Below are 18,737 nucleotides of genomic sequence, written 5' to 3' on the forward strand. Positions count from 1 at the left end.
GGGTCACGCAGCGGTTTACCCGCCAATCCACACCGGTCAAACGTCGTTGTCCGGCCAGTCACCGGGACCGCGAAGTGCACCGCCCAGGATCGGGTAATACCAGTCCATCGAGTGATGCGGCTTTTCGGTGAACGCCGACGGGCGGGCAGTGATCGCGTGGCCCAACCGTCCCAGCGCCACCTCCCATTCCGGTTGCGGCTCGTCGAGGTAGCTAGCCAGCGCCAGGGCGCAGCGAATGCTGTGGAAGATGTTCGTGCAGCCGGCGAGCAGCGCCTCGGTAATCGGGCCTGAAGGACCACTGGCCCAACAAACCTCGCCGCCTTCGAGCTGCAGCCCCAAAACGAAGTCGATTGCCGCCCGCACCGTCGGCCACATCGCGGTGGCAAAGCCGCGATCACCGGTGATCAGCACGTGATGCCACACTCCGACCGCGACATACGCACAGAAGTTGCTGTCGCTGTGGGCGTCTTCAACCACGCCGGCGCGAAGGTGGATCGGCCACGAGCCGTCCGTGCGCTGCTCGCGCCGACACCAGTCGAACGCGTATCGCGCCGGCTCGGTCAGGCCCGCTGCCGTCAGCGCCATTGCGCATTCGACGTGGTCCCAGGGGTCGGTGTGCCCGCCTTCCCACCATGGGATCGCGCCAGATGGTTCTTGCAACGCGGCAATCGATTCCGCCGTCTGCCGGCATTGCGCAGCAGAAAGGACGCCAGCGACGCCCGGTTCCTTATACCAGTTCAACGCCCGTGTTCCGGTTTCTCGAAGTACAGCGCCACACTCTTGCCGATCAGCGGGTTGAGTGTGGATTCGGTCAGCCGGGTGAGCTTGGGCTGTTGCAGCATGTCCCAAACCAGCATCTTGTGATAGGCGATGACGGCGAGATGTTCCGAATTGTCGACGCCGACCAGGCATTTGAGCCACCAGAAGGGTGCATGCAAGGCGTGTGAATGATGGGCGTGAACGAAAGTCATTCCGCGGTTGGCAATTTTGGCGCGCAGCCTGTGCGCACGGTATATGCGGATATGGCCGCCGTCGTTGCTGTGGTAGTCGTCGGAGAGTAGCCAGCACAGTCGTTCCGGTAACCACCTGGGCACCGTGACTGCCAGCCGCCCGCGACCTTGAGCACCCGTATCAGCTCGTCGAGCATCGCAGCATCGGCCGCCACATGTTCCAGGATCTCCGAGGCAATGACGCAGTAAAGCGATCACATCGGCACCGCGGCGATAAGCCTCGAAGCTGTGCCGGCCCGCCCCACATCCGACGTCAATCACCTTGGCGCCGTGACCGATATCGAGACGGTCGAAGTCCACCGTCAGCACGACTTGCCGTTCCTGATCGCACGTTCGTAGATGCGCGCGGTCTGGGCAGCCACCGACTCCCAGCTGTATACCTCGACGGCGCGACGGCGACCGGCCGCGCCGAGTAGGTGCAGTTGGCCGGGGGAGACCAGCAGCTCGGCCAACACCCGGATCAACTCGCTCGCGTCGCCTGGCCGCACCAGCCTGGCGCATTCGCCGTCGGGTCCGAGCATCTCGGGCAATGCGCCCGCACGGCTGGCTACAATTGGCGTTCCGCTGGCCATCGCTTCCACCGCCGGTAGCGAGAAGCCCTCGTAAAGAGAAGGGATACAAGCGATCTGCGCCGAGGCGAATAACCGCGCCAACGCAGCGTCGGAGAGTCCGCTGGAGATGTGGACGATATCGGAAATTCCGAGTTCGGCGATCAGCTTTTCGGTGGGGCCGTTGGGTTCGAGCTTGGCGACGAGCTGTAGCTCCAGGTCGTGTTCGGTGCGGAGCTTGGCCACCGCCTGCAGCAGATGCGCGACGCCCTTGAGCGGGCGGTCGGCACTGGCGACCGCGATGATGCGGCCAGGAACTCGCGACTGCGTTGGCGGTGTGAACAGGTCGGTGTCGACACCCAGCGGTACCACGTGCAGCCGGTCTGGGCGGACCCCGAAGTCCGCGGTGATGTCGGTCGCCGACGACGACGAGACGGTCAGCAAGTCCGGAATGCTGCGCGCGACGCGTTGTTGCATCCGCAGAAAGCCATACCACCGGCGTATCAACGGTTTACGCCACCACTGGGCCGCAGCAAGATCCAGCACCCGGTCACGAGTGATCGGATGATGGACGGTCGCCACTACCGGCAGGCCGGTTGCCGCAATTTTGAGCAGGCCGGTGCCAAGGCTCTGGTTGTCGCGCACCACGTCGAAGTCGTCCCGCCGTCCGGCGAGCAGGCGGGCGGCCCGCAGGCTGAAGGTCCGCGGCTCAGGGAAGCCCGCGGCCCATACCGTGGCAAGCTCCAGAAGATCGATACGATCCCGGATTTCCCGTGGATGTGGGATCCGGAATGGGTCGGGCTTCCGATACATGTCGAGGCTGGCTATCGCGGTCAACACCACCCGCGGGTCGAGACCTTCGGGGTAGGGCTGTCCGGAGAACAGCTCGACCCGGTGTCCTATCGAGTCGAAGAGCCGACCAACGATACCGTGGGTGTTGTGCGCGCGTTGATCGTCGTCGACGTCCAGAACGACTTCTGCGAGGGCGGCTCGGTGGCGGTCACCGGCGGTGCCGCTGTGGCGAGCGCGATCGGCGAATATCTGTTTGGCGGCGCCGACTACCGCCACGTCGTGGCGACCCAGGACTTCCACATCGATCCGGGTGATCATTTCTCCGACCGGCCGGATTACTCGTCGTCGTGGCCGCCGCACTGCCTCGCCGGCAGCACCGGCGCGCAATTTCATCCCAATCTCGACTCCGACCGGTTCGATGCAGTGTTTCGCAAGGGCGCCTACGACGCGGGCTACAGCGGTTTCGAGGGAATCGACGAGTCGGGGGCCTCGCTGGCCGAATGGCTGGCCCAGCACGACGTCGACCAGGTTGACGTAGTGGGCATCGCGACGGAGCACTGCGTGCGCCGGACCGCCGAGGATGCCTCGCAGGCCGGTTTGGGTACCCGGGTGCTACTGGATCTGACAGCGGGCGTGGGGGAGGCGTCCACCGCCGCGGCCGTCAAAGCACTGCAGGCTGTCGGCGTCGCGATAGCGTCGAGCGCATGAGAGCGCGACCGGAGTCGGCAGTGCTGGCCGCGGTGGAGCGATCGCCGCTGGCAGCCGCAGCGCATGATCGCGCGGGCTGGGCGGGACTGTTCACCGTGGATGGACGCATCGAAGATCCGGTGGGCTCGCGGCCACGTCTTGGACCGGCGGAGATCAGCCGTTTCTACGACACTTTCATCGGCCCGCGCGATATCGCTTTTCACCGCGACCTCGATGTCGTCCGCGGCTCGACCGTCGTGCGCGATCTCGATCTCGAGGTGGTGATGGGTGCGGCAGTCACGATGATCATTCCGGCGTTTCTTCGCTACGACCTGCGCGAGGTGAACGGCGAATGGCAGATCGCGGTGCTGCGCGCCTACTGGGAGCTGCCGAGCATGATACTGCAATTTCTGCGTAACGGCGCATCGGCCCTTCCGGCCACCGTCCAACTGTCCCAGGGACTTATCCGCAACCAGCGGCTGCGCGGCAGCGCGGGGTTCGCAGCCGGCTTCCGGCGCGTGGGTTCCGGCCAGAAGAAGTTGGTCGACACCTTTGTCAACGCGGTTGCTGCAGCAGACAGGCTCGGCGCGCAGCGCACGCTGTCATCCGATGCCGCAATGACTTTCGGCGACGACGGCGCAACGAGCATCGCCGATCTCGTCGAGAGATGTCCCGGTGCCCGTGCGCCGAAGCTCATCGCCGCGGGAGGCGCCGTCGCCGCATCGATCACCTCGGCTCAGGGGCGCGGCGTCATGTTCGCCGATGTTGCCCGGCGCCGCAACGCAATCCGCCGGATCCGCTACTTTGCGGCCAGCAGCACCAGCGACGCCGCCGACAGCGCCAAATAGGCGCCCGGGAAGGCGATGTTGTAGAGGACGCGGGCCCGGACGTGGGCGATCAACGCGCCGATGAAAAACAGCACCAAGCCGGTCGCGGCCGCGATCCCGATAGCCGGGACGCCGACAAGACCGATAGCCCCGGCGAGTTTGACAGTGCCCAGCATCGGCAGCCACGATCGCCGCACACGCACCTCGGCCGAGTTGGCCAGCGCGAATCCGGCGGGGATGAAGTCGGCTATCGCGACTGCTGCGGTGATCATGGCGGTGATCACCGTGACGACAACGTATAGGCTCATTGGTGTTGGTCTCCTCTACAGGGAGCGTTCGTCGGATGTGGTCATCTCCTTGACGGCTTGCGCCTGCGAAAGGTGACCCATGACAACCATCGAAAATCTCGCGCGGCGCTTCGATAGCGACCGGCGGCACCTGAGGTCGGTGGCCTACCGGCACTTTGATCGTCGAACGCTTCTACGCGGCGCCGGTGCACTTGGCGCGGCGTCGCTGGCGCTGTGGCCGGCCGCCTGTAGCTCCGATGACGACGCGCTGACCTTCTTCTTCGCGGCCAATCCCGAAGAGGCGGACGCGCGGGCGCGAGTCGTCGACGCCTTTGCGCAAAGCCATCCCGACATCAAGGTTCGAATGCTGTTGTCCGGGACCGATCCGTTGCAACACATGTCGATCTATTGCGCCGGCGGCAAGTGTCCCGATGTCCTGATGGCGTGGGACCTCACCTACGCCGGATTGGCCGACCGCGGAGTCCTGCTGGATCTGGGCACCATGTTGGCGCAAGACAAGACCTTCGCCGCGCAGCTGAAAGCAGAAAGCATCCCGTCGCTGTATCAGACCTTCACCTTCGACGGCGGTCAGTACGCCTTGCCCGAGCAATGGTCTGGTAACTTCTTGTTCTACAACAAGAAGTTATTCGCCGACGCCGGTGTGCCGCCGCCGCCCGTGCGATGGGAACAACTGTGGAGCTTCGGCGAGTTCCTCGACACCGCCAGGGCGCTCACCAAGCGCGACCGATCCGGCAGGGTCAGGCAATGGGGATACGTCGATACTTGGGCCGCGACATACTCGGCCGGGTTGTTCGGCATGAACAATGGCGTCCCGTGGTCTACCCCGCGGATGAATCCGAGGCACCTCAACTTCGACAACGAGGCGTTTCTGAAAGGTGTCCAGTTCGACGCCGATCTAGCCCACAAGCACAAGGTCGCCCCCACTCCGTCGGACACGCAGTCGATGTCCTCGATGGATTTATTCGCCTCAGGACGGGCGGGGATGGCACTCGGCGGACACTGGCGATATCAGACGGTCGACCGGGCCAACGGCCTGGATTTTGATATCACCGTGCTGCCGAGCGGTGCGAGCGGGCGTGCTGCGCGCTCCAACATCGGCACGACAGGGCTTGCCATCGCGGCGAGCAGTCGCCGCAAACAGCAGGCGTGGGAGTTCGTGAAGTTCGCCACCGGACCGGTCGGACAGGCTGTTATCGGCGAAACGGGATTGTTCGTGCCGGTGCTGCGGTCTGCGATCACATCGGCCGGCTTCGCGCGGGCCCATGCCAGGATCGGCAATCTCGACGTGCTGACCGGCGGCCCTAGTCATTCCGAAGGCATGCCGATCACTCCAGACTGGCCAAAGATCGCCGCCCTGATGGACCGCGACATCGGCCCCGTTCTGCGCGGCGTGCGGCCGGCGACATCGTTGGCGAGCGGACTGTCCCACGCGGTCGACGAGGTGCTTCGCAGCCCATGAGCCACATCGATGAATCCGCCGGGGTGACCCGGCGTCGCCGATTTTCCAATCGACGTGCCCGAGCCGGGCGCATGTTCGTCGCGCCGAATCTGATTGCGGTCGCCGTATTCATGCTGTTCCCGCTCGGTTTCTCGCTGTATATGAGCTTCCAGAACTGGGATATCTTCAGGCCGGCCAAGTTCGTCGGTTTGGCCAACTACCACCGCCTCTTTGCCGACGATCCGCTGTTCGTCATCGCGCTGCGCAACACAGTGGTCTACACCGTCGGGACCATCGTCCCCACCGTCCTTATCAGCCTCGCCGTAGCCGGTGTGCTCAACCGGAAAGTCAAGGGAATCAGTGTATTTCGGACAATTGTATTTCTGCCCTTGGCTGTGTCATCGGTGGTGATGGCCGTCGTCTGGCAGTTCGTCTTCAACACCAACAACGGCCTGCTCAACATCATGCTCGGCTGGATCGGGATCGGGCCCGTCCCGTGGCTGGTCGAGCCGAAATGGGCGATGCTCTCGTTGTGTACGGTCAGCGTGTGGCGGAGCGTGCCGTTCGCGGCGGTCATACTGTTGGCCGCAATGCAGGGCGTGCCCGACAATCTCTATGAGGCGGCCAAACTCGACGGCGCGGGGGAGTTGCGCCAATTCGTCTCGATCACCGTGCCGTTGATCCGCGGGGCGGTGTCTTTCGTGATGGTCATCTCGATCATCCACGCATTCCAGGCATTTGACCTCGTCTACGTTCTCACCGGGCGCAACGGCGGCCCGGAGACCGCGACCTACGTACTCGGGATCATGCTGTTCCAGCATGCGTTCGCGTTCTTGGAGTTCGGTTACGCTTCGGCATTGGCGTGGGTCATTTTCGGCACCCTGCTGATGTTGACCGTGCTGCAGTTGCGGCTCGGGCGTCGTCGGGCCGCCCTGGAGGAACGATCGTGGGCATAGCCGAACGAGTGATCAAGCCCAGCATTGTGCGGGCCGTCGTACTGTACACCGCGCTGACCGTTACCGCGTGGTGTGCGCTCTTCCCGATCCTGTGGGCCGTATCGGGGTCGCTGAAAGATGAGGGCGAGGTAACCACTCCGACGCTGTTTCCGTCGCACCCGCTGTGGTCCAACTACCGTGAGGTGTTCGCGCTTATGCCGTTCTGGCGGATGCTTTTCAACTCCGTGCTGTACGCCGGCTGTGTCAGTGTTGGCCAGGTGTTTTTCTGTTCGCTCGCCGGATATGCATTCGCGCGGCTGCAGTTTTGGGGCCGCGACACGTTGTTCGGCTTGTACCTGGCTACGTTGATGGTGCCGCTGACGGTCACCGTGATTCCGCAATTCATGTTGATGCGCATCGCCGGGCTCACCGACACGCCGTGGGCGATGATCGTGCCGGGATTATTCGGCAGCGCGTTCGGCACTTACCTCATGCGCCAGTTCTTCCGCGCCTTGCCAACGGAACTCGAAGAAGCGGCGATCCTCGACGGCTGCTCGCCGTGGCAGATCTATTGGCGGATACTGCTTCCGCATGCCAAGCCCGCGGTAATGGTGTTGGCGGTACTCACCTGGGTCAACGTGTGGAACGACTTTCTCTGGCCGCTGTTGATGATTCAGCGCAGCAGCATCGCCACGCTCACCCTCGGTCTGGTACGGATGCAGGGCGAGTACGTCGCCAGATGGCCCGTGCTCATGGCCGCATCGATACTGATCCTGCTGCCGTTGCTTGCGGTTTATGTGGTTGCGCAACGCGCCTTCATTCGCGGTATCGCGGTCACGGGGCTTGGCGGGTGACATGACATCGGTGACTTTCGAGGAGGCCACGCGGCGTTACCCCGGTACAACGCGACCTGCCGTGGACCAGCTGGATTTATGTGTAGATGACGGCGAGTTCGTGGTATTGGTCGGACCATCCGGATGCGGCAAAACGACGTCACTGCGGATGATCGCGGGGTTGGAGGTAGTGGACTCGGGGCGCATTCGAATCGGCGCTCGAGACGTCACCGACGACGACCCCAAAGACCGCAACGTGGCTATGGTATTCCAGAACTATGCCTTGTATCCGCACATGACCGTGGCGCAGAACATGGGCTTCGCACTGAAGATTGCCAGAATCACGAAAGCCGAGGTACGCGAACGCGTTCTGGATGCGGCGCGGCTACTCGACCTGGAGCAGTACCTGGATCGCAAACCCAAGGATCTGTCCGGCGGACAACGCCAACGCGTGGCGATGGGACGTGCGATAGTGCGGCGGCCGCAAGTGTTCTTGATGGACGAACCGCTATCCAACCTGGACGCGAAGCTGCGGGTGCAAACCCGCAACCAGATCGCCGGGTTGCAGCGGCGTCTGGGCACCACCACTGTTTACGTCACCCACGACCAGGTCGAGGCGATGACGATGGGAGATCGCGTCGCGGTCCTGCGTGACGGCGTGCTGCAACAGTGTGCAGCGCCCAGGGAGCTGTACCGAAGCCCGGTCAACATGTTTGTCGCGGAGTTCATCGGCTCGCCGGCGATGAATCTTTTCACCCTCCCAGTCGTCGATCACTCGGTTTTGCTGGGTAACTGGCCGATCCAGCTGCCGCGCGAGATCAGCGATGTCGCAGGAGAAATCGTCGTTGGCATCAGGCCAGAACACTTCAAGATCGGCACCAGCGGTATCGAGATGCAGATCGACGTTGTCGAAGAACTCGGCGCCGACGCTTATCTGTACGGGCGAGTCAGCGGCGCAGACAACGTTTTCGGTCACCCAATCGTCGCGCGCGCCGACGGGCACGACCCGCCCACGCGCGGCACCCGGGTCCGCCTACACCCCCAGCGGGGGCATCTGCATTTCTTCGCCGTCGATGGCCGCCGGCTTCGTTAGGGCCGTGCGGTGCCGCGTGTTACCCCCGGCGTGAAGGTGACCGGCAGCTTGGCCAGCCCGGTCATACTCGGGTTGCCGAGGTATTCCCGCACCCCGCCCTCGTCGACCCGGTAGTCGGGAATGCGCTCGAGTACTGCCTTCACCATCACCTCGGACATGAGCCGCGCCAGATGGGATCCGATGCACCGATGCGGTCCAAGCCCGAATGCGACGTGGCGGTTGGGAGCACGATCCAGCAGGATCTCGTCGGGTCGCTCGAATTCGTGTTCGTCGTGATTGGCGGCCAGCCAGCTGATGACAACCCACGTGGAGCAACCCAGTGACCTGGGACGACCTGCCGTGGTTGCGCTCACTGACTGACCTACCGCTGATCGTCAAGGGCATCTGTCACCCCGACGATGCGCGCCGCGCCAAAGACGGTGGGGTGGACGGCATCTACTGCTCCAATCACGGCGGCCTGCCGACACTGGACTGCCTGCCGGCCGTGGTGGCGGCCGCCGACGGGCTGCCAGTGCTGTTCGACTCTGGCATCCGCAGCGGGCGCGGACATCATCAAGGCCCTTGCCCTGGGAGCGACCGCGGTGGGCATCGGCCGGCAGTATGCCTACGGGCTGGTGCTGGGCGGAGTTGAGGGTGTCGTGCATGTACTGCGCTCGCTGCTGGCCGAGGCCGACCTGATCATGGCCGTCGACGGGTATCGCACCGTGGGTGACCTCACCCCCGAGGCACTGAGGCGCATCGAGTGATCGCTATGTCATACCCACCTGCCCCACCTCGGTTAGAAGTGTGCATAGCGGCGCCTGTTCCAACGTGCGATAGCGATAGCGTCTGATCGTGAAATCTGTGCCGTTCGAGCAGTTCGCAGCCGTGGATATCAGGGTGGGCCGCGTAATCGTTCAACGCTAAACGCCGTGCCCCAGATTCAATGAGAAAGACACGCGCTCACCCCAGATTCACTGAGAATGCCCAACATCAGTGAGAACGGACACCGGGGAAGCCGGTAAGGCGGCAGACCAACGAGTCGCATTGCCGCTGTGCTCGCGGCGGTGATCACGTCCAACACGTATTCGGTCGTCGACGTCACGGCCCTTGTCACGCTGAACAAGACCGACCTCACCGATCGAGGCGGGGAGGTGCCGCCGAGCTTGATGCACGAAGTTGACCGAGGACTTTGTCGCGTGCTGGACCTTTGACCACCGACGCAACCCGCCGACAGCCTTCGCCAACTGTCTAGTCCGGGCAGACGCAACCTACGCACCAGCGGCTGTTGGGTCGACGAAACCGGCTGTGCGAGTACCATATCGGGCAAGAGGAGCGAAAGGCTCTGAAACGTCACTGTGACGTATCACGGGGGAATCCCGGTGTATCCCGAAATAACCACCATGCGCCGAAGGCCGGAGTGTTGGTAGCCGTCGCCGCGGCGATACTATGCGCACGAGGTCGTTCGCAGGCGCCAGCATTGCCTCGCAGACATATTGGCAAACGACAAGGTAGCCAAAATCGATTGTGCTGCAATGCAACTCACGTTAGTTTTATGATAGTCGTGCGTATTGAGGAGGTGCGAGCTGCTACCCGTGATGCAGGAAGTCGTCGAGCCAGCGCCAAATCTGGCGCATAGATCCTGGTTCGACGCTGCCGGCGCGACCGGTGATTCGTGTGTGGCTGATCGTGCGGGGCTGTTCGGTCATTGCCCATGTCGGTCTCGGCAGCCGTAGTCGCGGCCCGGTGAGCCGGACATGGTGCGCCCAATCGCGATCTCGAGTGGTAGCGGGGACGACGATTACGAGCTCGGGCACGGCCGCCAGATAGCCGCGGGATGCGACGACTACCGCGGGCCGCGTCCCGCGTTGTTCTCTGCCCACCGTGGGGTCGAACTGCACCCAGACTACGTTTCCTGGGCTGAAATCGGTCACCGGCCTAGGCCGTCGGCGTCTACGGTGGCCCAGTCTTCCGTTTCTTCGCGCCAGCTTTCTAGGTCTTCGTCAGAAGACTCGCGGTAGGCAGCGGCTACAGCCGCTAGGCGTTTGTTGCGTTCGTGGGTGTCGATCAGTGACTGGAGAAACGATTGAGCAGTAAGCCCCTCGTTGGCGGCGCCAGCCGCGATCCTGTCCCGCAGCGCTTTGGACACCTTGATCGTTGTCACGTCAGCCATGAGTCCAGGCTACCTCAGGTATGCTAGTGCATATACCTGAGCGGGATACAGATCGTATGACTAGGTGCTGATGAGGTGCCGAGGTGTCTCGGCGCGCTTCACTCGACTGTGCTGACGCGCTGGAGCAGCGTTATGTATTCACCGTAGCGGTAGATATGTATCCTGGAGGCATGAAGACGATCACGATCACGATCCCCGAAGAGCTCGACTTGCTGGCTGCCGCGGAAGCCCGACGTCGGGGCATCTCCAAGTCCGAGTTGATCCGCATGGGGCTGGGTACCGTCCTTTCGCCACCGCTCGGCGAGTCTGATGAAGGCTTGTGGCGCTCCCTAGCGGGGTTCGGGTCTCACCATGTTTCGGTGGAACCAGGCGAGATCGACGACGTTCTCTACGGCAAGTGAAGTTCGCCGACACGGGTTGGTGGGTGGCGTGGGCGCTGCCCGGGGATTCTCGGCACAATCACGCGCTGGGCATGCTGGGTGCTCTCGGACGGTCCGAGCAGATCCTGACGACTAACCTTGTTGCGGGCGAGACCTGGACGTTCCTGCGGCGCAAGGACAGCCACCGGACTGCGCTGGCCTTTCTCGATCGGCTCGACACTCTGAGGAATGCCGAGCGCCTCGTCGTGCACCGAGTTACAGAGGGCCAAGAAGCGGCAGCGTGGGACTGGCTTCGCAAACACGACGAGCGGGTGTACTCGTACGTGGACGCAACGAGTTTTCGTGTCATGCGGGACCGGCGGCTGCGCGAAGCCCTAGCGTTCGACCAGGACTTCGCGGCCACCGGATTCGTAGAGGTCCGGGCCAACCCGTGGTGAACTCGACGCTTATCGGATCTCCGCGGAACCGAACAGTTTCTAATTATTCCCAGATCTGCGAAGTTCGCGATGAAATCCGAGTTGTCTGCTGGGCTAGCAGCACAGAGGGCCCGTCAGGTTATACCGGGTTATACTATCTCTATGAAAACAGCTATCTCCCTCTCGGACGAGACGTTCGATCGCGTCTCTCGGACGGCGAGTGACCTCGGCATGAGTCGATCCGAGTTCTTCGCCCGAGCTGCGCAGCGTTACTTGGACGAGTTAGACGCCCAGTCGCTGACCGGTCAGATCGACAGTGCTTTGGAGCGTGTCGATGGGACCGACGAGGCCAAGGATGCTGCCGTGGCTATCGGGCACCGCGTGTTGGACGCCGTGGACGATGAGTGGTGATCGGCCGCACTGAGCTCTACTGGGCCGACCTTAGAGCGCCGTCCGGTAGTCGGCCAGCCAAGCGCCGTCCCGTGCTGGTGATCCAGTCCGATCCGTACAACGCCAGCCGCCTTGCGACTGTGCTGACCGCGGTGATCACCTCAAACACGGCGATGGCGGCGATGCCCGGCAACGTGTTCTTGCCCGCGGCCGCAACAGGGCTACCACGCGATTCAGTCGTCAATGTCACGGCGCTTGTCACGCTGGACAAGACGGATCTCACTGATCGGATTGGGAAGGTATCGGCGAGCTTGATGCATGAGGTTGACCGGGGACTTCGCCGCATCCTGGATCTTTAACTGCCAGATGTCGCACGCGATTGTCCGATCCGGGATTAGGTGAGAGTGCGGGGGCGTGCTGACCGGCGCACTCTCACCTTATTGCGGACGGGATCCGGCGCGGTAATCCACGAGAACGTGAGAGTGCCGGCTGAAATCCAGAAAGACTTGAGAGTGCCGGAGGGACGGGTCATCCGGTTGATCCAGCTCGGTTTGGTGGTGAAAGTCGGCCCGGAGAAACGGAACAGCCGCAAGGCTGTCACCGCGCTCCGGGCCGACTTTCAACGACCCCGCCGCCCGGTTCCGCGACCTCGGCACCGATTACCACGCCACCCGGATCAACACCGAACGCAGAACACGCAACTACGTCACGCAACTGATGGCGATGGGCTACCGCGTCACCCTCGAACCCGCCGCCTGATCCAAATCTAATCTGCATCCGCACAACACGACCCGGCTCGACAAGCTCCGCTACCTCCGCCGGGTTGTTGTCGCCTGCGCTACTCACCTTGGGTCTTTCCGGTCAGCCCTTCGTGAACCGAGCGGTCGCGGACCCTGGTGGATCGCATGTGCGCGCCGTGCTGGCTCGCGGTCGCTGGTGCGATGCGTTCGTCAGCCTTTGATCAGACCGTATTCGACGAGCAGCTCGCCAATTTCGTTGTCCGTCATCTTGTCGACCAGGCGTTGGCGCAGGATTTCCGGGACGGGGATGTCGACTTCCTTGCCGTCGCGCAGGTGCACAGCGGCGGCCAGGAGTCGGCGGATGTCGTAGGTCGAGTCGAACACCTCCGGCACACCGCGTTCCACGCCGAGCAGCCGATAGGCGGCCTCCATGCCGGTGCGCACCGAGTATTCGGTGGTGAAGATGCAGTCGCGGGTGGTCTCGGCGAACTGGCCGATGAACGCGAAGTTCACGGCACCCTCAGGCACGACGTCCGGGCGGTCATCGGAGCCGCGCGGCATAAAGAAGGCGGTGACATAGGGCATCATCACCGGCGCCGTCGTGGCGCCGTTGGCCGCCAGATCGGCAATCTCGTCGTCGGGCACGCCCAGGTGATAGAGCCATTCTTGGGTGATCTCCTCACCGGTGCAGTCCTGCATCGGCTTGGTGACGTAGTCGCCGGACACGTCGACGAACAGTGCATACAGCCACGCCACGATCTGATCGGGTGGTTGCTGCTTGAAATGGGGCTGACGGTTGACCGTCCAGCTCAGCAACCATTTGGAGTCTCGCGCCGTCACGATCCCGCCGGTGACGATCTTGCCGGTGAACGGATCCCGTTTGCAGATTTTTTCGATGTAGCCCGGGATCCGCCGGTCCAGCGTGGTGACGGTGGCCGACTCCCATTTGGTTTCCGGGATGTGGCCGCCGAAAACGTCTGGGCGCCCGAAGCAGGGATCGTTGGCCGCGATGCGTCGCCACAGCTCCCATGCCGGCGCCGGGCCGGTGTTGAGCTTTGCGGGGCTGTGGTGGTCGCCGTTGTCAGAGTTTTCGGTCAGCGAACCGATGGTAATCAGCACCAGGTCCTCGGCCCCGAGGTCAACTTCGCCCGGCACACCGTCACGTATCCAGTGAATTGTGGTGGCCTGCTTACGGTTTGTGCCGATATCGAAGTCGATGTCGGTGACCTCGGTGTCGAAGTGAAACGTCACACCCTGATCGAGCAGCCACCTGTAGAGCGGCAGGACCAGTGATTCGTACTGGTTGTACTTGGTGAATTTCAGCGCCGACAGGTCGGGCAGTCCACCGATGTGGTGAATGAACCGGTGCAGGTAGAGCTTCATCTCCAGCGCGCTGTGCCACTCCTCGAAAGCGAACATCGTGCGCCAATACAGCCAGAAGTTGCTGTCGAGGAAGTCACGGCTGAACACCTCGTTGATGCGTTTGTTCTCCATCTCTGCGCGCGAGGCGAGGAAGACCTTGACAATCTCCTTCTGCGCCTTGACGTTCAGCGCGAACAAACCGTCGGTGTGGGCGTTTTGACCGCGGTTGACGGTGGTGCGGCACAGGCTGCGGTTGGGGTCGTCCTTATTGAGCCAGTAGAACTCGTCCAGCACGCTGGCGCCCGGGATCTCGATGGACGGCACGGAGCGGAACAGGTCCCACAGGCATTCCATGTGGTCCTCCATCTCGCGGCCGCCGCGAATGATGAAGCCTCGCTTGGGTTCTTTGATGCCGTCGAGCGCCCCGCCGGGCAGCGAGAGGCGTTCCAGGATGGTGATCTTGGCGCCGGGCAGCTGGCCGTCGCGGATCATGAACGCCGCCGCCGACATCGACGCCAGTCCGGCGCCGACCAGCCAGGCGGTCTTGTTGTCAACGCCCTCAGGTTTACGGGGACGGGCGAAGGCTTCATAGTTACCGCTGCTGTAGTACACGAGTTATCCCTCCGGTCGATCATCCGTACTTGTAGAAGCCCTCGCCGGTGGCGAGGCCGAGCTTGCCCCTGTCGATGTAGTTCTCCTTGAGCCAGGCGGCGATCTTCTGGGATTCGGCGCCCCCGTGGACCATGATGTTGTAGGGGGTGGTGAGGCCGATGATGTCGAGCATCTGGAACGGGCCCAGCGGCGCGCCGGTGGCGATGCGCCAGGTGCTGTCGACGTCCGGGGGGTCAGCGTAGCCGCCGAAAGCCAGTTCGGTCGCGGCTTCAAGGAACGGCGCCAGCAGCGAGTTGAGCACATACCCCGCTTTCTCTTTGTGTAAAGCGATGGGCACCATGCCGATGGCTTTGGCGAATTCGACGACCGCCGCATAGACTTCGGGGTCGGTGTCGGTGGTGCCCATGATTTCGGCGGTGTTGAATTGCCAGACCCGGTTGGCGAAGTGCAACGCAAGGAATCGGTCGGGACGGCCCGTGGCATCTTTGAGGTCACTGGGCAGCAGCGTCGAGGAATTGGTGGCGAAGATCGTCCTCGGTGGTGCCAGCGTGGCGAGTTTCTTGTAGGTCTGCCGTTTCAGCGCGAGGACCTCGGGAACTGCTTCGATGACCAGGTCGGCATCTTCTACGGCTTCGGGAAGGTCGCAGGTCACGGTGAGGCGATCGAGCGCCGCGACGGCCGCTCCGTCCTTGGCGTCGGGAACCTCCTCGGCGTAAGTGGTCACGAGGGTGTCATAGCGTTTTTTGGCGGCTTGCAGCGCGTCGTCGTCGATGTCGTAGGAGACGACGGTGAATCCCTTGAACGCCGACTGGAAGGCGATCTGGGAGCCGAGAACGCCAGCGCCCAGGACTGTTACGTGGCGGATGTCACTACTCATGAGTCGCTCCGTTCGACGAGGGTGATGCTGCGATCGCGATGGCGTGCGCGCTCTTCAGGTTGAGCGTCGGTTCGATGGCCGGACAGGGTGACGGATCGCATGATTCTTCCTAAGCTGTGAAACCACTTCGGCAAATCCTCGACCAGTACGCTTGGAGTGATCGAACCACCTTGGGCGAGGCCGTTTATAGGGCCCAAAGGCCCCTGCCGATTGGGGAAGCCGATCATTACCACACCCGCTGAGACTTTGGGGCTCGACATCACTTCCCCCCGGCAGAGGAGCATCCGGTGTCGCGGTGGCCGGTATTCTGGTTTTCGGAAGACGCTCAGGCTCAACGAAAATCGAGAGTCAGTTGGCTGGGGCAACGCCAACCTTTTTTCGCACCGTGCCAGCCTCTGGTTGGTCCACCGCGATAGGCGATGGTTACCGCGATCACCAGTAGCGTCGGGATCACCGCCGGGACCAGCACGTCGGCGAGTGTCAGCAGCCCCTGGTCTCGTCCGTGGGTCAGTACCGCACCGACGGCGGTCATGCCGGCGAAGCCACTGAGCACGACACTTAGGAGCACGGTAGCGCTCACGGTCATCGCCGCAGTTCGGTGACCGCGTTGGGTGTGCGGCGGTTGGGTGCCGGTGCCGGATGGGGTCGTGAGCCAGCTGGCGTCTCGATATAGCAGCCGGGCCGTGGCCAACCATCGCGATCACCGTCGTCGCGGTGAATAACCACCCGCTCAGCGCCAGTTGGACCCCGCCGCTAATTGACAGTGCCGCAGGCAATGGCGTCGAAATCGTGCCGGTACGCCTTGATGGAATGCGCTGACGGCTTGCGGGTCTGGCGGTCGTCGAGAAACTCAAGGAACCATCCCGGATATTGATCCGCGTATGCGTCGGACGGACTGCGCCGGCCAGCGGGCTGCGATGTCGGAGTAGTCGCCGGGGACACGTGGTCATAGTACGAGTGACCGAGGGCGGGCCCCAGCGGACACGCAAACCGACGTGACAAAAAGCTGGATAATGTCACTTATCCAAGTAATAGGCAGCAGCAACCCTTAGACCTGCACAAAGAGCAACTCGCCTCAATCAATAGATACGTCACAGTGACGCATTAAGGTGGTCTAAACCCCGCCGACGCGGGTAGGGCGGAATCGTCCGGCACTCTCAGGTGATCGCGGACAGCATGACGGCCCTGTTCGGCACTCTCAAGTAGTCGTGGAAAAGGACGCCATGGAGTCCGTCACAGCGGCGTCCCGGGCCGGACGCGAGACCAGGAGCTGCGCTAATGGGCACTCTCAGATAATCGTGGAAAACGCGGCGGAATCGGACAGCGATGTAGCCAAATACGTCGCACCATCACAAAAGCTGCATTGGGTTAGTACCGATAAGCGACATTATGTCAACTCAAGTACGCCGTGTTCAGCAGATGAATCAATCAGCCCCGCTGTCCAGTCTCAGTGGGGTTGGCGCTTTTCGCCGTTAATCTGGCAACTTACGAAATCGCAGCGGCATCTTATTCAAGGTGGCATTTGTGACCGCTTCGACCACTCGCGCGTCGCTCAGCGACTCAGACCTGTCGGTGGAAAGTCCTATCGTGATCGCATGCTCGTAACTGGATGGCAGCAGGCTCTGACCGTCCTGGTGATCGTGATTCCTGGATTCGTCCACCAGATCGTTCGATCGCGCCTGCGGGGGCCCACTCCCGAAGACGGCGACTTGGGCGTGCGCGTTCTGCGTGCGCTGACCACATCAGGTCTGTTCGCCCTGATCTACCTCATCGCCCTCGGTCAAATACTCACATCGGCGATCAGTCATCTGAGGTCCTATCTTGACCATCCTCGCTCCACAGCGCTGCTGTTGTTCGCGCTCGTGTTCCTAATCCCGGCGGCTGTAGCGGTAGCACAACACGCCCGCAACACCCGCCGGCTCTATCCGAACGTGCCGTGGAAGCAGGTCTTCCGGGTCTACAACCCCACGCCGACCGCGTGGGATTTCGCGGTGAACCGTATCGGTCCGGGATACGTACGCGTCCTCAGTAAGGACGGCAATTGGGTGGGCGGTTACGCCGGCGAGGACTCGTTCTACACCAACTTTCCGCAGTCTCGCGAGATCTTCGTCGAAACGGCTTGGCGCCTCGACGAGCAAGGCAAGTTCGAAAAGCCGATCGCGGGAAGTGCGGGCCAGTGGATCAAGTGCGATGATGCACCGGTCATTGAATTTCTCAAGCCACAGGACACCACGCGGGATAGACCGGCACCGCAGGACGAGCAGGCGGATACTGGTAGGAGCGAAGCAGGAGGTGAGCCGCAGTGAGCGACTCAGACACGAGAACGTCGGCTAACGACGGCTGGATGCCGCCGCGCGGGGGCGGTTATCGTCCGGGCAGGAACACCGCAAGCCCATCGCCAACCCGGAAATCAGAGCCAGGTCCGCCACCGCCAGGACCAGCGGGTGTCACCAAAGCAGCGAGCCACGATGCTGACTAAAGACGTTTCCGGAGACGGCTTCGAGAAAAAAGGCGGGCGCCAGCCCTCACCGCACCGTGCACCCTCACCTCCACCACCGCCCCCGCCACCCCCTGGTGGTGGCAGTGTCACTAAGAAGTAGCAGGCTTCAGTTGACGACCCTCCCGCGGCGCTGCTGGTCATTCGTGACACCTATGCGCGCGGCTACAAGGGCTCATTCGCTTCGCCGCTAATCGCCAGTATTGGGCAGACGTGCACGAGGTCTCGCCGGAACGGGCTGGGGCCCATTGGCGCTTCCCCACCGTCGGCATAGCCGTGTGGATCGGGATCGTACGGAAATGTCATCTTGACTTGGACGCTATGACTCGAACAAGTCCGAAAAATGTTGGCATACACCAAGCTCGCGCATGCCAACTAAATCCGGATCGGGCAGCTGCTGTTCTGTCGATATACCTGGCGGAATCTACACGATCGAATACGATGGCTTCGCCGACTTGCCCGAAGTACCCGATTCGATCCTGCTGGCCGACCTCAACGTCTTCGCTGGCATCTACTACTTGTACGTCACCTACCCCGAGCTCACCACGGCGCAGCTCGACAGCGTTGCGACATGCCGACCTTCTCGCGGTATTCTTCGGTCTTCGCACCGGCCTGCTTCTATGGTGACCGTCTCTCTGGGTGGCGACCACGGACCGCTTGATCGTCACCGGGGGCGCCGACGGACCGCTACAGGCGACGGTGTTCGTCTGCATCATCAGCGTGCGCATGAATGCCGGACTCCCCGGTGAGCGCCCCGCCACGGCCAGCGGATCGTGGGCATGGTGACGGCCGAATCCTTGATTGTCGTCCACACTGACGATCGGCGGCCAGATAGGTTGG

Annotated in this window: 19 protein-coding genes and 6 pseudogenes; 15 read left to right on the forward strand and 10 right to left on the reverse strand. The window is 62.7% G+C overall.

Annotated elements, in window-relative coordinates:
• Nucleotides 1-63: 63 nt before the first annotated feature.
• The 3 genes and pseudogenes from mmpH to M5I08_RS13510 all read right to left on the reverse strand — a co-directional run.
• Nucleotides 64-741 (reverse strand): annotated as a pseudogene (gene mmpH, locus M5I08_RS13500) (MMP endo-(1,4)-3-O-methyl-alpha-D-mannosidase); the annotation flags it as partial.
• Nucleotides 738-1,319 (reverse strand): annotated as a pseudogene (locus M5I08_RS13505) (class I SAM-dependent methyltransferase). The pseudogenes mmpH and M5I08_RS13505, both read right to left, overlap by 4 nt.
• The gene (locus M5I08_RS13510; protein WP_219069323.1) at nucleotides 1,313-2,485 is read right to left on the reverse strand and encodes a glycosyltransferase family 4 protein; all 1,173 of its coding nucleotides are present in this window, start codon (nucleotides 2,483-2,485) and stop codon (nucleotides 1,313-1,315) included. The pseudogene M5I08_RS13505 and the gene M5I08_RS13510 overlap by 7 nt, the downstream one beginning before the upstream one ends.
• A gap of 12 nt (nucleotides 2,486-2,497) precedes the next feature.
• Here M5I08_RS13510 and M5I08_RS13515 point away from each other — a divergent pair, with 12 nt between their 5' ends.
• Nucleotides 2,498-3,058 carry an isochorismatase family protein gene (locus M5I08_RS13515; RefSeq protein WP_219069299.1) on the forward strand — a complete coding sequence of 187 codons (561 nt, stop codon included), beginning with the start codon at nucleotides 2,498-2,500 and terminating at the stop codon, nucleotides 3,056-3,058.
• The gene (locus M5I08_RS13520; protein ID WP_219069297.1) at nucleotides 3,055-3,885 is read left to right on the forward strand and encodes a ketosteroid isomerase family protein; all 831 of its coding nucleotides are present in this window, start codon (nucleotides 3,055-3,057) and stop codon (nucleotides 3,883-3,885) included. Before M5I08_RS13515 ends, M5I08_RS13520 begins: the two co-directional genes overlap by 4 nt.
• Here M5I08_RS13520 and M5I08_RS13525 read toward each other — a convergent pair.
• A complete protein-coding gene (locus tag M5I08_RS13525) occupies nucleotides 3,837-4,172 on the reverse strand; it encodes a DoxX family protein (protein WP_219069295.1) in 336 nt (111 codons plus the stop codon). The genes M5I08_RS13520 and M5I08_RS13525 overlap by 49 nt on opposite strands.
• 79 nt (nucleotides 4,173-4,251) lie before the next feature.
• Here M5I08_RS13525 and M5I08_RS13530 point away from each other — a divergent pair, with 79 nt between their 5' ends.
• The 4 genes from M5I08_RS13530 to M5I08_RS13545 are packed head-to-tail and all read left to right on the forward strand — an operon-like array spanning nucleotide 4,252 to nucleotide 8,471.
• Nucleotides 4,252-5,631 (forward strand): ABC transporter substrate-binding protein, encoded by a 1,380-nt coding sequence (locus M5I08_RS13530; RefSeq protein WP_370328443.1) that lies wholly within the window; start codon nucleotides 4,252-4,254, stop codon nucleotides 5,629-5,631.
• Nucleotides 5,632-5,654: 23 nt separating this feature from the next.
• The gene (locus M5I08_RS13535; RefSeq protein WP_219069319.1) at nucleotides 5,655-6,566 is read left to right on the forward strand and encodes a carbohydrate ABC transporter permease; all 912 of its coding nucleotides are present in this window, start codon (nucleotides 5,655-5,657) and stop codon (nucleotides 6,564-6,566) included.
• Nucleotides 6,557-7,399, forward strand: a complete 843-nt coding sequence (locus tag M5I08_RS13540; RefSeq protein ID WP_219069293.1) for a carbohydrate ABC transporter permease — start codon at nucleotides 6,557-6,559, stop codon at nucleotides 7,397-7,399. The genes M5I08_RS13535 and M5I08_RS13540 overlap by 10 nt, the downstream gene beginning before the upstream one ends.
• Before the next feature lies 1 nt (nucleotide 7,400).
• Nucleotides 7,401-8,471, forward strand: coding sequence for an ABC transporter ATP-binding protein (locus M5I08_RS13545; RefSeq protein WP_219069291.1), 1,071 nt, complete (start codon nucleotides 7,401-7,403; stop codon nucleotides 8,469-8,471).
• Here M5I08_RS13545 and M5I08_RS13550 read toward each other — a convergent pair.
• Nucleotides 8,468-8,773: pseudogene (locus tag M5I08_RS13550) on the reverse strand (cytochrome P450); the annotation flags it as partial. The gene M5I08_RS13545 and the pseudogene M5I08_RS13550 sit on opposite strands and share 4 nt — an antisense overlap.
• 5 nt (nucleotides 8,774-8,778) lie before the next feature.
• Here M5I08_RS13550 and M5I08_RS13555 point away from each other — a divergent pair.
• Both M5I08_RS13555 and M5I08_RS13560 read left to right on the forward strand, forming a co-directional pair.
• Nucleotides 8,779-9,217: pseudogene (locus tag M5I08_RS13555) on the forward strand (alpha-hydroxy-acid oxidizing protein); the annotation flags it as partial.
• A 273-nt stretch (nucleotides 9,218-9,490) separates the two neighbouring features.
• Nucleotides 9,491-9,664 (forward strand): annotated as a pseudogene (locus tag M5I08_RS13560) (type II toxin-antitoxin system PemK/MazF family toxin); the annotation flags it as partial.
• A 375-nt stretch (nucleotides 9,665-10,039) separates the two neighbouring features.
• On the opposite strand, the gene M5I08_RS13565 reads toward M5I08_RS13560, so the two are convergent.
• Both M5I08_RS13565 and M5I08_RS13570 read right to left on the reverse strand, forming a co-directional pair.
• Entirely contained in the window at nucleotides 10,040-10,384 is a 345-nt protein-coding gene (locus M5I08_RS13565) for a type II toxin-antitoxin system PemK/MazF family toxin (RefSeq protein WP_219069289.1), read from the reverse strand.
• Nucleotides 10,381-10,623 (reverse strand): hypothetical protein, encoded by a 243-nt coding sequence (locus M5I08_RS13570; RefSeq protein WP_219069287.1) that lies wholly within the window; start codon nucleotides 10,621-10,623, stop codon nucleotides 10,381-10,383. Before M5I08_RS13570 ends, M5I08_RS13565 begins: the two co-directional genes overlap by 4 nt.
• Before the next feature lie 170 nt (nucleotides 10,624-10,793).
• On the opposite strand from M5I08_RS13570, the gene M5I08_RS13575 reads away from it, so the two are divergent.
• The 4 genes from M5I08_RS13575 (at nucleotide 10,794) to M5I08_RS13590 (ending at nucleotide 12,168) form a co-directional block, all read left to right on the forward strand.
• A complete protein-coding gene (locus M5I08_RS13575) occupies nucleotides 10,794-11,024 on the forward strand; it encodes a ribbon-helix-helix domain-containing protein (RefSeq protein ID WP_219069285.1) in 231 nt (76 codons plus the stop codon).
• A complete protein-coding gene (locus M5I08_RS13580; protein ID WP_219069283.1) occupies nucleotides 11,021-11,440 on the forward strand; it encodes a type II toxin-antitoxin system VapC family toxin in 420 nt (139 codons plus the stop codon). The genes M5I08_RS13575 and M5I08_RS13580 overlap by 4 nt, the downstream gene beginning before the upstream one ends.
• Nucleotides 11,441-11,581: 141 nt before the next feature.
• Nucleotides 11,582-11,830, forward strand: coding sequence for a ribbon-helix-helix protein, CopG family (locus tag M5I08_RS13585; protein ID WP_219069281.1), 249 nt, complete (start codon nucleotides 11,582-11,584; stop codon nucleotides 11,828-11,830).
• Entirely contained in the window at nucleotides 11,824-12,168 is a 345-nt protein-coding gene (locus M5I08_RS13590; RefSeq protein WP_219069279.1) for a type II toxin-antitoxin system PemK/MazF family toxin, read from the forward strand. Before M5I08_RS13585 ends, M5I08_RS13590 begins: the two co-directional genes overlap by 7 nt.
• A gap of 591 nt (nucleotides 12,169-12,759) precedes the next feature.
• On the opposite strand, the gene M5I08_RS13595 is transcribed toward M5I08_RS13590, so the two are convergent.
• The 3 genes from M5I08_RS13595 to M5I08_RS13605 all read right to left on the reverse strand — a co-directional run bounded on the left by M5I08_RS13595 (nucleotide 12,760) and on the right by M5I08_RS13605 (nucleotide 15,986).
• A complete protein-coding gene (locus M5I08_RS13595) occupies nucleotides 12,760-14,523 on the reverse strand; it encodes an oleate hydratase (RefSeq protein WP_219069277.1) in 1,764 nt (587 codons plus the stop codon).
• Between the two features lie 19 nt (nucleotides 14,524-14,542).
• On the reverse strand, nucleotides 14,543-15,400 hold the full coding sequence (locus M5I08_RS13600) for a 3-hydroxyacyl-CoA dehydrogenase (RefSeq protein WP_219069275.1): 858 nt from the start codon (nucleotides 15,398-15,400) through the stop codon (nucleotides 14,543-14,545).
• 331 nt (nucleotides 15,401-15,731) lie between these two features.
• Nucleotides 15,732-15,986: a hypothetical protein gene (locus tag M5I08_RS13605; RefSeq protein ID WP_249762768.1), complete on the reverse strand. Its 255-nt coding sequence runs from the start codon at nucleotides 15,984-15,986 to the stop codon at nucleotides 15,732-15,734.
• Nucleotides 15,987-16,698: 712 nt separating this feature from the next.
• On the opposite strand from M5I08_RS13605, the gene M5I08_RS13615 reads away from it, so the two are divergent.
• The 3 genes and pseudogenes from M5I08_RS13615 to M5I08_RS13625 all read left to right on the forward strand — a co-directional run bounded on the left by M5I08_RS13615 (nucleotide 16,699) and on the right by M5I08_RS13625 (nucleotide 18,683).
• A complete protein-coding gene (locus M5I08_RS13615) occupies nucleotides 16,699-17,706 on the forward strand; it encodes a DUF6338 family protein (protein ID WP_219069271.1) in 1,008 nt (335 codons plus the stop codon).
• A 559-nt stretch (nucleotides 17,707-18,265) separates the two neighbouring features.
• Nucleotides 18,266-18,400: pseudogene (locus M5I08_RS26335) on the forward strand (PE-PPE domain-containing protein); the annotation flags it as partial.
• Between the two features lie 136 nt (nucleotides 18,401-18,536).
• Nucleotides 18,537-18,683 (forward strand): hypothetical protein, encoded by a 147-nt coding sequence (locus M5I08_RS13625; RefSeq protein WP_249763454.1) that lies wholly within the window; start codon nucleotides 18,537-18,539, stop codon nucleotides 18,681-18,683.
• The last annotated feature ends 54 nt before the right edge of the window (nucleotides 18,684-18,737 follow it).

The organism is Candidatus Mycobacterium methanotrophicum (assembly GCF_023515995.1).
Classification (GTDB): domain Bacteria; phylum Actinomycetota; class Actinomycetes; order Mycobacteriales; family Mycobacteriaceae; genus Mycobacterium; species Mycobacterium methanotrophicum.

What these genes read in the sequence shown, in the direction of transcription:
- M5I08_RS13520 (WP_219069297.1), top strand. Translation starts at nt 3,055, where the DNA reads ATGAGAGCGCGACCGGAGTCGGCAGTGCTGGCCGCGGTGGAGCGATCG.
- M5I08_RS13525 (WP_219069295.1), bottom strand. Translation starts at nt 4,172, where the DNA reads ATGAGCCTATACGTTGTCGTCACGGTGATCACCGCCATGATCACCGCA.
- M5I08_RS13530 (WP_370328443.1), top strand. Translation starts at nt 4,252, where the DNA reads ATGACAACCATCGAAAATCTCGCGCGGCGCTTCGATAGCGACCGGCGG.
- M5I08_RS13545 (WP_219069291.1), top strand. Translation starts at nt 7,401, where the DNA reads ATGACATCGGTGACTTTCGAGGAGGCCACGCGGCGTTACCCCGGTACA.
- M5I08_RS13570 (WP_219069287.1), bottom strand. Translation starts at nt 10,623, where the DNA reads ATGGCTGACGTGACAACGATCAAGGTGTCCAAAGCGCTGCGGGACAGG.
- M5I08_RS13575 (WP_219069285.1), top strand. Translation starts at nt 10,794, where the DNA reads ATGAAGACGATCACGATCACGATCCCCGAAGAGCTCGACTTGCTGGCT.
- M5I08_RS13585 (WP_219069281.1), top strand. Translation starts at nt 11,582, where the DNA reads ATGAAAACAGCTATCTCCCTCTCGGACGAGACGTTCGATCGCGTCTCT.
- M5I08_RS13600 (WP_219069275.1), bottom strand. Translation starts at nt 15,400, where the DNA reads ATGAGTAGTGACATCCGCCACGTAACAGTCCTGGGCGCTGGCGTTCTC.
- M5I08_RS13605 (WP_249762768.1), bottom strand. Translation starts at nt 15,986, where the DNA reads ATGACCGTGAGCGCTACCGTGCTCCTAAGTGTCGTGCTCAGTGGCTTC.